Source organism: Variovorax sp. OAS795, assembly GCF_040546685.1.
GTDB lineage: Bacteria > Pseudomonadota > Gammaproteobacteria > Burkholderiales > Burkholderiaceae_C > Variovorax.
In genome coordinates this window covers 1607473-1621710 of sequence record NZ_JBEPOH010000001.1, presented here as the reverse complement: position 1 = coordinate 1621710, position 14238 = coordinate 1607473, and the positions used below count along the sequence as shown (strand labels likewise).

Annotated in this window: 16 protein-coding genes; 12 read left to right on the top strand and 4 right to left on the bottom strand. The window is 66.5% G+C overall.

Features of this window, described 5'->3' with window-relative positions:
• Positions 1 to 25: 25 nt before the first annotated feature.
• The gene (locus ABID97_RS07685; RefSeq protein WP_354397932.1) at positions 26 to 448 is read right to left on the bottom strand and encodes a group II truncated hemoglobin; all 423 of its coding nucleotides are present in this window, start codon (positions 446 to 448) and stop codon (positions 26 to 28) included.
• 174 nt (positions 449 to 622) lie between these two features.
• Here ABID97_RS07685 and ABID97_RS07680 point away from each other — a divergent pair, with 174 nt between their 5' ends.
• The 5 genes from ABID97_RS07680 to ABID97_RS07660 all read left to right on the top strand — a co-directional run bounded on the left by ABID97_RS07680 (position 623) and on the right by ABID97_RS07660 (position 4740).
• The gene (locus tag ABID97_RS07680) at positions 623 to 1450 is read left to right on the top strand and encodes an ABC transporter substrate-binding protein (RefSeq protein ID WP_354397931.1); all 828 of its coding nucleotides are present in this window, start codon (positions 623 to 625) and stop codon (positions 1448 to 1450) included.
• Positions 1451 to 1547: 97 nt separating this feature from the next.
• Positions 1548 to 2243, top strand: a complete 696-nt coding sequence (locus ABID97_RS07675) for an amino acid ABC transporter permease (protein ID WP_354397930.1) — start codon at positions 1548 to 1550, stop codon at positions 2241 to 2243.
• A gap of 13 nt (positions 2244 to 2256) precedes the next feature.
• Positions 2257 to 2979 carry an amino acid ABC transporter permease gene (locus ABID97_RS07670; RefSeq protein ID WP_354397929.1) on the top strand — a complete coding sequence of 241 codons (723 nt, stop codon included), beginning with the start codon at positions 2257 to 2259 and terminating at the stop codon, positions 2977 to 2979.
• Positions 2976 to 3719 carry an amino acid ABC transporter ATP-binding protein gene (locus tag ABID97_RS07665; RefSeq protein ID WP_354397928.1) on the top strand — a complete coding sequence of 248 codons (744 nt, stop codon included), beginning with the start codon at positions 2976 to 2978 and terminating at the stop codon, positions 3717 to 3719. Before ABID97_RS07670 ends, ABID97_RS07665 begins: the two co-directional genes overlap by 4 nt.
• 10 nt (positions 3720 to 3729) lie before the next feature.
• Positions 3730 to 4740: an isopenicillin N synthase family dioxygenase gene (locus ABID97_RS07660; protein WP_354397927.1), complete on the top strand. Its 1011-nt coding sequence runs from the start codon at positions 3730 to 3732 to the stop codon at positions 4738 to 4740.
• On the opposite strand, the gene ABID97_RS07655 is transcribed toward ABID97_RS07660, so the two are convergent.
• The 3 genes from ABID97_RS07655 to ABID97_RS07645 all read right to left on the bottom strand — a co-directional run bounded on the left by ABID97_RS07655 (position 4683) and on the right by ABID97_RS07645 (position 7115).
• Entirely contained in the window at positions 4683 to 5018 is a 336-nt protein-coding gene (locus ABID97_RS07655) for a hypothetical protein (RefSeq protein WP_354397926.1), read from the bottom strand. The genes ABID97_RS07660 and ABID97_RS07655 overlap by 58 nt on opposite strands.
• Entirely contained in the window at positions 5015 to 5695 is a 681-nt protein-coding gene (locus ABID97_RS07650; protein ID WP_354397925.1) for an HAD family hydrolase, read from the bottom strand. Before ABID97_RS07650 ends, ABID97_RS07655 begins: the two co-directional genes overlap by 4 nt.
• A gap of 79 nt (positions 5696 to 5774) precedes the next feature.
• Complete coding sequence (locus ABID97_RS07645) at positions 5775 to 7115, bottom strand: MFS transporter (RefSeq protein WP_354397924.1); 1341 nt, start codon at positions 7113 to 7115, stop codon at positions 5775 to 5777.
• Between the two features lie 175 nt (positions 7116 to 7290).
• On the opposite strand from ABID97_RS07645, the gene cyoA reads away from it, so the two are divergent.
• The 7 genes from cyoA to ABID97_RS07610 are packed head-to-tail and all read left to right on the top strand — an operon-like array spanning position 7291 to position 14166.
• Positions 7291 to 8325, top strand: a complete 1035-nt coding sequence (gene cyoA, locus ABID97_RS07640) for a ubiquinol oxidase subunit II (RefSeq protein ID WP_354397923.1) — start codon at positions 7291 to 7293, stop codon at positions 8323 to 8325.
• Positions 8322 to 10334, top strand: coding sequence for a cytochrome o ubiquinol oxidase subunit I (gene cyoB / locus ABID97_RS07635; RefSeq protein WP_503012807.1), 2013 nt, complete (start codon positions 8322 to 8324; stop codon positions 10332 to 10334). Before cyoA ends, cyoB begins: the two co-directional genes overlap by 4 nt.
• Positions 10327 to 10992: a cytochrome o ubiquinol oxidase subunit III gene (cyoC, locus tag ABID97_RS07630; protein WP_354397921.1), complete on the top strand. Its 666-nt coding sequence runs from the start codon at positions 10327 to 10329 to the stop codon at positions 10990 to 10992. Before cyoB ends, cyoC begins: the two co-directional genes overlap by 8 nt.
• Positions 10989 to 11396 (top strand): cytochrome o ubiquinol oxidase subunit IV, encoded by a 408-nt coding sequence (gene cyoD / locus ABID97_RS07625; protein ID WP_354397920.1) that lies wholly within the window; start codon positions 10989 to 10991, stop codon positions 11394 to 11396. The genes cyoC and cyoD overlap by 4 nt, the downstream gene beginning before the upstream one ends.
• Positions 11393 to 12235 (top strand): SURF1 family protein, encoded by an 843-nt coding sequence (locus tag ABID97_RS07620; RefSeq protein WP_354397919.1) that lies wholly within the window; start codon positions 11393 to 11395, stop codon positions 12233 to 12235. The genes cyoD and ABID97_RS07620 overlap by 4 nt, the downstream gene beginning before the upstream one ends.
• Positions 12219 to 13628: an ATP-binding protein gene (locus ABID97_RS07615; RefSeq protein WP_354397918.1), complete on the top strand. Its 1410-nt coding sequence runs from the start codon at positions 12219 to 12221 to the stop codon at positions 13626 to 13628. The genes ABID97_RS07620 and ABID97_RS07615 overlap by 17 nt, the downstream gene beginning before the upstream one ends.
• Entirely contained in the window at positions 13612 to 14166 is a 555-nt protein-coding gene (locus ABID97_RS07610; RefSeq protein WP_354397917.1) for a response regulator transcription factor, read from the top strand. Before ABID97_RS07615 ends, ABID97_RS07610 begins: the two co-directional genes overlap by 17 nt.
• Positions 14167 to 14238: the final 72 nt, after the last annotated feature.

Genomic DNA, 14238 nt, shown 5'->3' with positions numbered 1-14238 from the left:
AGTCTCTTTCGGAGTCGTTGTGTGTTTATGGCTCGCCGCGGTTTCGCATCCAGTCCGCGGTCTGGAAGAACGAATCCCGCAGCCGGGCCCGTAGTCCCTCGGGCACGCCGGTGTCGCCCATCGCCTGGTCCATGCAGGCCAGCCACTGGTCGCGTTCCTTGATGCCGATGCTGTGCCCGCCGATGCTCTGCGGCAGATGGCGCGCGCGCAGCATCGGATGGCCGAACCGGTCGGTGTAGTGCTGCGGCCCGCCGAGCCAGCCGCACAGGAACCAGAAGAGCCGCTGGCGCGCATTCTCGAGGCTTGTGCCATGCACCGCGCGCAGCTGCGCATAGGCCGGCTCGAGCTCCATCAGGTCGTAGAAGCGATCGACCAGCGCCTGCACCCTGGGTTCGCCGCCGATCCATTCGAAGGGCGTGTCGACGGGGGGCTTTTCGTGAATCTGCATGGCGCGAGTATCCCTCCACGGGCCGCCCGGGGCGATTCGAGCCCCTGAAATCCCGCGAAGTCCCGGTCCGCATCAGGACCATTGGGACCGCCATATGCATATGTCGATTGACGATTTAAGAATCCACGGTTTTATTGATAGGGTCGCGTCCCTGCCATCCCGAAGGAGAAGAACATGCGCTTGAACCTCATTGCCGCGGCCCTCGCCGCCTCCGCCCTGCTGACGGGCATTGCCGCCCACGCGGACCAGCTCGCGGACATCAAGAAGAAAGGCGAGCTCGTGGTGGGCGTGCTCGGCACCGACGAGCCCGCCACCTTCATCGATCCGAAGACGCGCCAGATCGTCGGCTACGAGGTCGACCTGGTGAACGCCATTGCAAAGAAGATCGGCGTGAAGCCGGTGCTCAAGCAGATCGCCGTGGCCGCACGCATTCCCGAACTGCAGCAGGGCCACGTCGACCTGGTGGCGGCAGGCCTCACGCACAACAAGGAGCGCGAGGCGCAGATCGACTTCTCGCTCACCACCTTCGTCACGGGCCAGAAAGCCATCGTGAAGAAGGACAGCGGCATCAGCGACGTGCCGCAGCTCGCCGGCAAGAAGGTGCTGACCATCCGCGGCGGCACGCAGGAGCCGAACATCCGCAAGGCCGTGCCCACGGCCGAGGTCGTGACCTTCGACACCAGCCAGCAGGCCTTCCAGGCGCTGCAGCAAGGCAAGGGCGTGGGCTATGTGGACGACGAGGCCGCGCTGCTGCGCAGCTACGCCAAGCTCGGCCCGCAGAAGGCGCAGTACGTGGTGCTGAAGCAGAACCTCAGCACCGAGGCCTTGGCCATCGGCATCAAGAAGGGTGAGAGCGGCCTCAAGGCGGTGGTGGACGACACGCTGCGCGAACTCGAGAAGTCGGGCGAGGCGCAGAAGATCTTCGTCAAGTGGTACGGGCCGAACACGGCTTCGGGATTCCAGACGCGCGACTTCAAGCTCGAGAGCGACAAGATCGACTGATCTGGTCTTTCTCCTTCCCCTCCCGGGGGAAGGCAGGGGTGGGGGCAAGCGGCCTTTGAACAAAATCCCAACCGCGGCGGTGATACTGTCGCCCCTCATGCCCCTGTTCGACTATTCGTTGCTGCTGACCGGCAAGTACCACGACATGCTCGTCGCGGGCCTGCTGCTGTCGCTGCAACTGCTCGCAGCCTCGCTGCTGCTCGCCCTGCCGATCGCGCTGGTGGTGGCGCTGCTGCGCCTGTCGCCGCTCGCACCGCTGCGCTGGCTCGGCTTTGCGTATGTCGAGCTCATTCGCAACGTGCCGCTGCTCGCGCACATGCTGTTCTGGTATTTCGGCGCGCCCGAGCTGCTCCCCGAGGGCATCAAGCAATGGCTCTATGCGGGGCACATCGAGGCCTACAGCGCGATCATCGCGCTGGCGCTGTACACGGCGGCCTTCATGGCCGAAGACATCCGCAGCGGCATCCGCGCCATTCCGGCCGTGCAGTTCGAGGCCGGCCGGGCGCTCGGCTTCGGCTTCATGGGCACGATGCGGCGCGTCGTGCTGCCGCAGGCGCTGCGCGTGACGGTGCCGCCGCTCATCTCGCAGACGCTGAGCCTGTGGAAGAACACCTCGATCGCCACCGTCATCGGGGTGGCCGAGCTGATGTACCAGGCCGGTCAGGTCGAGAGCGCGAGCTTCCGCAGCTTCGAGTCCTTCGCGTTCGCGAGTGCGGCGTACCTGACGGTGTCGCTAGCGATCACCGGGCTGGCCACGTGGTACCACCACCGCTTTCCGGTGCGGACCATCTAGAGCGGCTGACCAGATGCTGGAAATCATCAACGACTACTGGGTCTACTTCCTCATCGGGCAGTACCCGAACGGGCCGCTCGGCGGACTGGTGCTCACGCTGCTGCTCGCCTCGTGCGGGCTGGTGCTCGCGCTGCCGCTGGGCATCGTGCTGGGCCTTGCGCGCGTGAGCCCGTGGCGCTGGCTGCGCTGGCCGGTCACCGGCTTTGTCTTCGTGGTGCGCGGCCTGCCGCTGCTGATGGTGATCTTCTGGGCCTACTTCTTCCTGCCCAGCATCACGGGCGTGAAGACCGACCAGTTCACCACCATGCTGATCGCGCTGGTGGTGTTCGATGCGGCCTACCTGGCCGAGATCGTGCGCGCCGGCATCCAGGGCCTGCCGCGCGGGCAGATGGAAACCGCCCGCGCGCTCGGCCTGGGCTACGGCCGCGCCATGCGCCTCGTGGTGCTGCCGCAGGCGCTGCGCAGCATGCTGCCCTCGCTGGTGAACCAGTTCGTCTCGACCATCAAGGAGACCTCGCTGGGCTACATCATCGGGCTGGCCGAGGTGTCGTTCATCGCGACGCAGATCAACACGCAGGTGTTCACCAGGCCGGCCCAGATCTACCTGATCCTGGGCCTGACCTATTTCATTCTCTGCTTCGGGTTGTCGCGCTTCGCCTACTGGCTCGAACGCCGCCTCGCGCGGCGCGGCATCGCCGTGACCCACCCCGCTTCGGCCCCCAAGGTGCCCGCATGATCGAACTCCAGAAAGTCAACAAGTGGTACGGCAGCTATCACGCCCTGGTGGACATCGAAGAGACCATCCACAAGGGCGAAGTGGTCGTGGTGTGCGGCCCCTCGGGCTCGGGCAAGTCGACGCTGATCCGCACCTTCAACCGGCTGGAGCCTATCCAGTCGGGCCGCATCCTCATCGAAGGCAAGGACATCCATGCGCCGGGCACGGACGTGAACGCGTTCCGCTCGCGCATCGGCTTCGTGTTCCAGCAGTTCAACCTGTTCCCGCATCTCACGGTGCTGCAGAACTGCACGATGGCACCAGTGCAGTTGCGCGGCCTCACGCGCCAGGAGGCCGAAGAGCGCGCCATGGCGCTGCTGCAGCGCGTGGGCCTGGCGCACAAGGCGAACGCCTGGCCCGGCGAACTCTCGGGCGGCCAGCAGCAACGCGTGGCGATTGCGCGTGCGCTCGCGATGCAGCCGCCCTTGATGCTGTTCGACGAACCCACCAGTGCGCTCGATCCCGAGATGGTGGGCGAGGTCCTGCTGGTGATGCGCGACCTCACGCGCGATGGCATGACGATGGTCTGCGTCACGCACGAGATGGGCTTTGCGCGCGAGGTGGCCGACCGCGTGCTGTTCATGGACGAGGGCAAGGTGCTCGAACGCGCGACGCCCGACGACTTCTTCAACCGGCCGCAACACCCGCGCGCGCAGCAGTTCCTTTCGGACATCCGCTCGCCGTTCGCGCGCGGCGCATGACATGCTCTCCATGCCCATGACCGACCCCCAGACCCTTCCCGTGATCGATGTCGCGCCGCTCGTGGCGGGCACGCCCGAGCGCGGCCGCGTGGCCGCGCAGATCGGGGAAGCCTGCCGCGCACACGGCTTCTTCTACGTCACCGGCCACGGCGTCGACGCAGCGCTGGTGCAGCGGCTCGAAGACCTGAGCCACCGCTTCTTCGATCTCCCTGAAGCAACGAAGATGCAGTGGCGCATGGCGCTGGGAGGGCGGGCCTGGCGCGGCTACTTTCCGCTCGGCGGCGAGCTGACCTCGGGCCGGCCCGACTGGAAGGAAGGCCTTTACCTTGGCACCGAGTTGCCCGCGTCCCATCCGCTGGTGCAGGCCAAGACGCCGGTGCACGGGCCCAATCTCTTTCCCGATGTGCCGGGCTTTCGCGAAGCCATCCTCGGCTACATGGCGGCCGTCACGCAGCTCGGCCACCGGCTGATGGAGGGCATCGCGCTGAGCCTCGGCCTGCCCGCTTCGTACTTTGCCGGGCGCTACACGGCGGATCCGCTCGTCCTGTTCCGCCTGTTCAACTATCCCTCGCAGCCCGTGCCCGAAGGCCTCGACGTGCAATGGGGCGTGGGCGAACACACGGACTACGGCCTGCTCACCATCCTGCACCAGGACGAGGTGGGCGGCCTCGCGGTGCACACGCCCGGCGGCTGGATCGATGCGCCGCCGGTTCCGGGCTCCTTCGTCTGCAACATCGGCGACATGCTCGACCGCATGACGGGCGGGCTCTACAAATCGACGCCGCACCGCGTCAAGCGCAACACCTCGGGCCGCGACCGGCTCTCGTTCCCGCTGTTCTTCGACCCGAATTTCGAGGCCCGCGTGCAGCGCATCGAAGGGCTCGCAGGCGCCGAGGCGCGCGACGACAGCGCCGAACGCTGGGACCGCGCCAACGTGCACGCCTTCAACGGCCGCTACGGCGACTACCTGCTCGCCAAGGTGTCGAAGGTGTTCCCGCAGTTGCGCGACGAAGTGCTCTGAGGCGCGCTCGACGGAGGGCTGTCGGCCGCGTCGATGAATTCGTCTTCCCAGCTGCCGACGTCGGCACCGGGATCCGAAATGGGCACGAGCTTGTCGCTGCGGCAATAGAAGGTCCAGCCCTCGAACAGCACGTCGTAGTAGGTGCCGGGCAGGTAGCGCTCGCTGGGCGCCTCGTAGGGCGCGGAAACCACCTCCACGATGCGGCCGACGGCGCGCTCGGTCATCGGCGACGCGAGGCAGCTGTCGAGCACGTGGCACAGCGTGCCGATCTTGATCATGCGCGTATCGCCTGGCCCGGAAACCACCGCGGCACATGGAGGACGGCCTCGTGCAGCGAATCGAGCACATGCAAGGCAGCCTCGACGATCGCAGCGGGCGGATGCTTGAGGTCCGGCACGATCACCACCCGCAGGCCGGCCGCCAGCGCGGCCTTGGCGCCGTTCTCGCTGTCCTCGAAGGCCACGCATTGCGCCGGGTCGACGCCCAGCCGCTCGGCCGCAAGCAGGTAGAGCGCCGGATCGGGCTTGGCGCGCGCCACCTCGTCGCCGCCCGCGAACGCGTCGAAATGATGCAGCACGTCGAGGCTCCCGAGGCAGGCCTGGATCTGCCCGCTGGTCGACGAAGAAGCCACGGCGCAGCGCGTTCCCCGCTGCCGCAGCGCCGCCAGGAACTCGGCCGCGCCGGGCTTGATGGGAAACATCGGGAGGCCGTCCGCGCGCTCCAGCTGCAGCAGTTGGCGGACGTGCCCGATGGCGTGCCTGTAGGCCTCGGGCCCGCCGAGCAGCCCGCCGAGGATCAGCTCCGACTCCGCGGTGGCGAGGCCCACCACCTGCAGGTACTGGCTGTGCGAAAGCTCGATGTCGAGCGTGCGGGCGGCTTCGATCCAGGCAGCCATGATGGGCCGCTCCGAATCGATGAGCAGCCCGTCCATGTCGAAGATGGCGGCGGCGAACATGCCGCGATCCTAAGCCTGTGCGCCGGAAAACAAAAAGGGGCCGGCCGGCGCCTTTGGAGAAACGGCTGAGATCCGCCGCTCAGTCGCGCACCAGCGCCCGGTTCAGGCCCAGCGCCGCGAGCGTGCCGACCGCGCCCGACAGCAGGTAGACGCTCACATAGGCCAGGCCGAAATTGGCCGAGAGCCCGAGCGCCACCAGCGGAGCGAAGGCCGCACCGATGAGCCACGCGAGGTCGGCCGTGAGCGCGGCGCCGGTGTAGCGGTACTTGGGCTCGAAGTTCGAGGTCACCGCACCGGCCGCCTGGCCATAGGAAAGCCCCAGCAGCACGAAGCCCAGCAGGATGAAAATGTCCTGCCCGATGCGGCCGCCATCGAGCAGCGTGGGCGCGAAACCGCTGAACACCGCAATCATCGCGGCCAGGCCGCCCAGCGTGAAGCGTCGGCCCACGCGGTCGGCGATCAGGCCCGAGGCCACGATGCCGCCGGCGCAGAACACCGCGCCGATCATCTGCACCACGAGGAACTCGGTGATCGACTGGTCGGAGTACAGCGTGATCCACGACAGCGGGAACACCGTGATCAGATGGAACAGCGCATAGCTGGCCAGCGCCGCGAACGCACCGATGAGCAGGTTGGCGCCTTGCGAACGCGCCAGCTCGACCACGCTGGTGGGCTGCAGTTCGCGCTCTTCGAGCAGGCGGGAATACTCTTCGGTGGCCACCAGCCGCAGCCGCGCGAACAGCGCCACCACGTTGATCGCAAAGGCGACGTAGAAGGTGTAGCGCCAGCCCCAGTCGAGAAAGTCCTTCAGCGGCAGGTTGGCATACAGGTAGGCGAACAGCGCGCTGGCCACGAAGAAGCCCAGCGGCGCACCCAGTTGGCCCAGCATGGCGTACCAGCCGCGGCGGTTCTCGGGCGCATTGAGCGCCAGCAGCGAAGGCAGGCCGTCCCAGGAGCCGCCGAGCGCCAGGCCCTGCGCGAAGCGGAACACCGACAGCAGCACGATCGCCGTGAAACCGATGCTCGCATAGCCCGGCAGGAAGGCGATGCCCGCCGTGGAGGTGCCGAGCACGAAAAGCGCAATGGTCAGCTTGGCTTCGCGCCCGAACCGCCGCTGGATGGCCATCGAGATGACCGTTCCAAACGGCCGTGCGATGAACGCGAAGGAAAAGACCACGAAGGCGAAGAGGGTTCCCTCCAGGCGCGCCTCGAACGGAAAGAATACGGCCGGGAACACCAGCACCGAGGCAATGCCGTAGACGAAGAAGTCGAAGTACTCCGACGCGCGGCCGATGATCACGCCCACGGCGATCTCGCCGGGTGCGATGTGCGAGTGGTCGCCGCCCTGCCGGGCGTCGTTGCCGGACGTGTTCGGCACAGGCTGTGCGCCTTGCGGACTGATGCTGGACGTCGTCGTCATTGCGTTTTTTGATTCGGTGTCACCGGCAGTGACAAAGGTAGACCATTGAACAGGGGGCCAAGCGTCTCACCGAACTGAGTTTCCCGCCATAGGACAAAACGTCCAATAGGCGGCGGGAGCCTTTGGTCGTAGATTGTGGAGTCTTTGCGCAGCCCACGCTCTTCTTTCTTTCGGCATGCCCACCCTCAAATCTCTTCGCCGATGGCCCCTGTTGCTCCCGCTAGCCCTGCTGGCAGGCTGCAACACCGTGCTCATGAACCCTTCCGGCGACATCGCCAACCAGCAGGGGCGGCTCATCGTCGTCTCCACCGTGCTGATGCTGATCATCATCGTCCCGGTGATCGCGCTCACGATCTTCTTCGCCTGGCGCTACCGCCAGTCGAACAAGGAGGCCGACTACAGCCCCGACTGGGACCACTCCACCCAGCTGGAGCTCGCGATCTGGGCCGCGCCGCTCCTGATCATCATCGCGCTCGGCGCCATCACCTGGATCAGCACGCACACGCTCGACCCGTACCGGCCGCTCAGCCGCCTGGACGCCGACCGCGCGGTGCCCGCCGAAGCCAAGCCGCTGGTGGTCGAGGTGGTGGCACTCGACTGGAAATGGCTCTTCATCTACCCCGAGCAGGGCTTTGCCACGGTGAACGAAATGGCCGCGCCGGTCGACCGTCCGATCACTTTCAAGATCACCGCCACCTCGGTGATGAACTCCTTCTTCATTCCCGCGCTGGCCGGCCAGATCTACGCCATGCCGGGCATGGAGACCAAGCTGCACGCGGTCATCAACAAGCCGGGTGAGTTCGAGGGCTTCTCGGCCAACTACAGCGGCGCGGGCTTCTCGGGCATGCGCTTCAAGTTCCACGGCCTCAGCAACGAAGGCTTCGACGAGTGGGTGAAGAAGGCCAAGGCCGGCAAGGACGGCGAACTGAGCCGCGAGACCTACCTGAAGCTCGAAGCACCGAGCGAGCGCGACCCCGTGCGCCACTACGCCCGCGTGGCGCCCGACCTGTACGACGCCATCCTCAACCGCTGTGTCGACCGCAACAAGATGTGCATGAAGCAGATGATGGCCATCGACGCCGAAGGCGGCCTGGGCAAGCCCGGCGCCTTCAACGTGGCCAGCAAGGCAGCCGGCTGGCAGCCCGACAGCCTCAATTCCAGTTCGCCGACGCGCAAGTACGTCACGGCGATGTGCACCACCGAAGAATGACGATGTTCGAGAACCTTGACCTGACGAAGCTCATCTTCGGCCGCCTCACGTGGGAGGCGATTCCCTACCACGAGCCCATCCTGCTCGCGACCTTCGCGGCCGTGGTGCTGGGCGGCATCGCGCTGCTCGGCGCGGTCACCTACTTCAAGCTCTGGGGCACTCTGTGGCGCGACTGGATCACCAGCATCGACCACAAGAAGATCGGCATCATGTACATCATCCTCGGGCTGGTGATGCTGCTGCGCGGCTTTGCCGACGCGCTGATGATGCGGGCCCAGCAGGCCGTGGCCTTCGGCGACAACACCGGCTTTTTGCCGCCGCACCACTACGACCAGATCTTCACCGCGCACGGCGTGATCATGATCTTCTTCGTGGCGATGCCGCTGGTCACGGGCCTCATGAACTTCGTGGTGCCGCTGCAGATTGGCGCGCGCGACGTGGCGTTTCCGTTCCTGAACAACTTCAGCTTCTGGATGACCACGTTCGGCGCGGGCCTGGTGATGGCGTCGCTGTTCGTCGGCGAGTTCGCCAAGACCGGCTGGCTGGCCTACCCGCCGCTGTCGGGCATTCTCTTCAGCCCCGACGTGGGCGTCGACTACTACATATGGTCGCTGCAGATAGCGGGGGTCGGAACCCTGCTCTCGGGCGTCAACCTGCTGGCCACCATCGTGAAGATGCGCGCGCCGGGCATGACCATGATGAAGATGCCGGTGTTCACCTGGACCGCCCTGTGCACCAACGTGCTGATCGTGGCCGCCTTCCCGGTGCTCACCGCCGTGCTCGCCCTGCTGTCGCTCGACCGCTACGCCGGCACCAACTTCTTCACGAACGACCTCGGCGGCAACGCCATGATGTACGTGAACCTGATCTGGATCTGGGGCCACCCCGAGGTGTACATCCTGATCCTGCCGGCCTTCGGCATCTTCTCCGAAGTGGTCTCCACCTTCTCGGGCAAGCGCCTCTTCGGCTATGCGTCGATGGTGTACGCCACGGTGGTGATCACCATCCTGTCGTACCTCGTGTGGCTGCACCACTTCTTCACCATGGGCTCCGGCGCCAGCGTGAACTCGTTCTTCGGCATCACGACGATGATCATCTCGATCCCGACGGGCGCGAAGATCTTCAACTGGCTCTTCACCATGTACCGCGGCCGCATCCGCTTCGAGCTGCCGATGATGTGGACCATCGGCTTCATGATCACCTTCGTGATCGGCGGCATGACGGGCGTGCTGCTGGCCGTGCCGCCGGCTGACTTCGTGCTGCACAACAGCCTGTTCCTGATCGCGCACTTCCACAACGTGATCATCGGCGGCGTGCTGTTCGGCATGCTGGCGGGCATCACCTACTGGTTCCCCAAGGCCTTCGGCTACAAGCTCGATCCGTTCTGGGGCAAGTGCTCGTTCTGGTTCTGGATCGTCGGCTTCTGGGTCGCGTTCATGCCGCTGTACGTGCTGGGCCTGATGGGCGTCACGCGCCGCATGAACCACTTCCAGGACATGTCGCTGCAGATCTGGTTCCAGGTCGCGGCCTTCGGTGCGGTGCTGATCGCGCTGGGCATCGCGTCGTTCATCATCCAGCTGGTGGTGAGCTACATCCGCCGCGACGCGCTGCGCGACACCACGGGCGACCCGTGGAACGGCCGCACGCTGGAGTGGTCGACCTCGTCGCCGCCGCCGGCCTACAACTTCGCATTCACGCCGCGCATCCACGACAACGACGCCTGGACCGACATGAAGCGCCGCGGCTATGCCCGGCCGCTCGAAGGCTTCACGCCCATCCACATGCCCAAGAACACGGCGGCCGGCTTCGTCATCGCAGCGCTGGCGGCCACCTGCGGCTTCGCGCTGATCTGGCAGATGTGGCTGGTGGCGGGCGTGGGCTTCCTGGCCATGGTGGCGGCCGTGATCGTCCACACCTTCAACTACAAGCGCGACTACCACATTCCCGCGGAAGAAGTCGTCCGCACCGAAGCCGAACGCACGCGCCTCCTGGCAGCAGCCCATGTCTGATACCACCGCCCTCCACGCCCCCGCGGCCGGCCACGCCCACAGCGACCACACGGGCAAGCCGCCCGTGTTCGAGCTGTTCCACGTCGGCAACGACCACCATCCCGAGAACGGCACGCTGCTCGGGTTCTGGCTCTACCTGATGAGCGACTGCCTGGTCTTCGCCTGCCTGTTCGCCGTCTACGGCGTGCTGGGGCGCAGCTACGCGGCCGGCCCGTCGGGCGCCGACCTGTTCGACCTGCCGCTGGTGGCGATCAACACATCGCTGCTGCTGTTCTCGTCCATCACCTACGGCTTCGCGGTGCTCGAGATGCAGCGCAAGCGCATGGGCGGCACATTGGCGTGGCTGGCCATCACCGGCCTGCTGGGCGCGGGCTTCATCGGCCTCGAACTGTACGAGTTCGCGCACCTCATCCATGAAGGCGCGGGCCCGCAGCGCAGCGCCTTCCTGTCGTCGTTCTTCGCGCTGGTCGGCACCCACGGCCTGCACGTGACCTTCGGCATCGTGTGGCTCATCGTGCTGATGGTCCAGTTGCCCAAGCACGGCTTCACCGCCGCCAACCGCCGCCGCCTGATGTGCCTGTCGATGTTCTGGCACTTCCTGGACGTGGTCTGGATCGGCGTCTTCACATTCGTCTACCTGATGGGATCGATGGCATGAGCACCGCCCACACCGGCACCGCCGCCGCGCACGGCCATGATGCGCATGACGACCATCACGACGATGGTCCCGTGAGCCACAGCACCTTCAAGGGCTACATGACCGGCTTCGTGCTGGCGGTGATCCTCACGGCAATTCCGTTCTGGCTCGTGATGGGCAAGGTGCTCTCCAGCACGCACACCACCTCGCTCGTGATCCTCGGCTTTGCCGCGGTGCAGATCGTGGTCCACATGATCTACTTCCTGCACATGGACGCCAAGTCCGAAAGCGGATGGAACATGCTCGCGCTGATCTTCACGATCGTGCTGGTCGTGATCACGCTGGCCGGCTCGCTCTGGGTCATGTACCACATGAACGCGAACATGATGCCCATGTCTGTGCACGACATGAAGAACATGCCTTGACGCCCCAGCCGCCGGATCCCAGCACCCGAACGCTCGAAACGCCGCCCGCCCGCCAGCGGTCCGCGGCGGCCCGGGTGGCGCTGGCGGTCTGTGCGGCACTGGCCTTTGCCGGCTTCTTCGCGCTCGGTACCTGGCAGGTCGAGCGCAGGGCCTGGAAGCTCGATCTCATTGCCCGCGTCGAACAGCGCGTGCATGCCGCGCCGGCCGATGCGCCCGGCCCCGGGCGCTGGGCGCAGGTGAGCGCGGCCGCCGACGAATACCGGCGCGTACGCCTCGCCGGCACCTTCCTCCACGACAAGGAAACGCTGGTGCAGGCCACCACGCGGCTCGGCGCCGGCTTCTGGGTGCTGGCGCCGCTGCGCGCCGCCGACGGCAGCATCGTGCTGGTCAACCGCGGCTTCGTGCCACCCGAGGCACGCGAGCGCCCGGCGCGCAGGGCCACCGAGGCCCAGGGCGAAACCACCGTGACCGGGCTGTTGCGCATCACCGAACCCACGGGCGGCTTCCTGCGCAAGAACGAGCCGGCGCAGGAGCGCTGGTTCTCGCGCGACGTGCAGGCCATTGCCGCGGCGCGCGGCCTCGACCGCGTGGCACCCTACTTCGTCGATGCCGATGCCGCGCCCTCCGCATCCGGCACGGCGCCGGCCTGGCCCGCCGGCGGCCTCACGGTCATCGCCTTTCCCAACAGCCACCTTGTCTACGCCCTCACGTGGTACGGCCTGGCCCTGATGGTGCTGGCCGCGGCCGGGTACGCCTGGCGCGAGGAGCGCCGGCGCCGCAGCAGCGAAAATGCCGCGGATGCCCAAGCCAGCCGACGTCCCGATGCCCACCGCGACTGAGCCCGCCGCCGTTGCGGGGGAACTGCATGCGCCGCGCGCGGGCGTGGCGAGCCTGGACAACGCCACCGGTCACAAGAACATGCAGCAGCTGATCCAGCTGCGCTGGTTCGCGGTGGTCGGGCAGGTGGCCACGATCCTGCTGGTGCACTACGGCTTCGGCATCCGGCTGCCGCTGGACCACATGCTGCAGGTGCTGACCTGCCTGGCGCTCTTCAACGGCGTGAGTTTGCTGCGCTCGCGCAGCGTGCGCCGCGTGACCAACGGCGAGCTTTTTCTCGCGCTCCTGGTCGACGTCGCGACGCTCACCGCGCAGCTCTACCTGAGCGGCGGCGCGACCAACCCGTTCGTCTTCCTGTACCTGTTGCAGGTCATCCTGGGCGCGGTGCTGCTCAAGGCCTGGTCGACCTGGACCATCGTCATCGTCACCAGCCTCTGCTTTGCGGGACTGGCGCTTTTCTCGCGCCCGCTCGCACTGCCGCTGGACCACGACCGCGGGCTCTGGAGCCCGTACGTGCAGGGCATGCTGATCTGCTTTGCGCTCAATGCCGCGCTGCTGGTGGTGTTCATCACGCGCATCAGCCGCAACCTGCGCGCACGCGATGCGCGGCTGGCCGACCTGCGCCAGCGTGCTTCGGAAGAAGAGCACATCGTGCGCATGGGCCTCCTCGCCTCGGGCGCCGCGCACGAGCTGGGCACGCCGCTTGCCACGCTGGCCGTGATCCTCGGCGACTGGCGCCGGCTGCCGCACTTCAGCTCCGACCCCGAACTGCTGACCGAAGTGGCCGAGATGGAGCTGCAGATCCAGCGCTGCAAGAGCATCGTGAGCGGCATCCTGCTGTCGGCCGGCGAAGCGCGCGGCGAGTCGTCGGAAGAAACCACGGTGCGCACCTTCCTCGACGAGCTGGTCGAGGAATGGCGCGCCACGCGGCCGGTGGAAGAATTCGACTACGAGAACCGCTTTGGCCAAGACCTGCCCATGGTTTCCGACTCGGCCCTCAAGCAGATGATCTGCAACGTGCTGGACAATGCGCTCGAAGCTTCGCCGCACTGGCTGCGCCTGGAGGTGGCGCACGATGCCGAAGCGCTGACCCTCACCGTGACCGACGCGGGGCCGGGGTTCCTGCCCTCCATCCTGAAGGAGTTCGGCAAGCCCTACCAGTCAAGCAAGGGGCGCCCGGGCGGCGGGCTCGGGCTGTTCCTGGTGGTCAATGTGGCGCGCACGCTGGGCGGACGCGTGGCGGTGCACAACCGGCTTGAAGGGGGCGCGATCGTGCGCATCACGCTGCCGCTCGCAGCCATCGTGCTCGAAGAAGAAGACGACGACGAAGCCGGCGACGAGGCTCCAGCCATCGACGCCATCACCGACACGAAAGCCCATGACGCAAACCGCTGAAGCCGAGCGCCAGTTGCTCATCGTCGAGGACGACGCGGCCTTCGCGCGCACGCTCGGCAAGTCGTTCGAGCGCCGCGGCTATGCGGTCACGCACGCGAGCAATGCCGAAGAAGTCGAGCGCCTGCTGCAGACGCATGCGCCCGGCTACGGCTACGCGGTGGTCGACCTGAAGCTCAACGGCGAAGCCTCGGGCCTGGCCTGCGTGCAGATGCTGCACCGGCACAGTCCGCAGATGCTGATCGTGGTGCTCACGGGCTTTGCGAGCATTGCCACGGCCGTGGAGGCGATCAAGCTCGGCGCCTGCCACTACCTTGCCAAGCCCTCGAACACCGACGACATCGAAGCCGCGTTCGGCCGCGCCACGGGCACGACGGAGGTCGAGCTGACCAATCGCTCGACCTCGATCAAGACGCTCGAATGGGAGCGCATCCACGAAACCTTGGCCGAAACCGGCTTCAACATTTCCGAGACCGCGCGGCGGCTTGGCATGCATCGGCGCACATTGGCGCGCAAATTGGGCAAACAGCAGGTCAAGTAACATGACTTGCCGGTTTCACGGCTTTTCGTGGAACCTGGTTCGACCCAGGAGAGTCCGATACCGATGACGAAT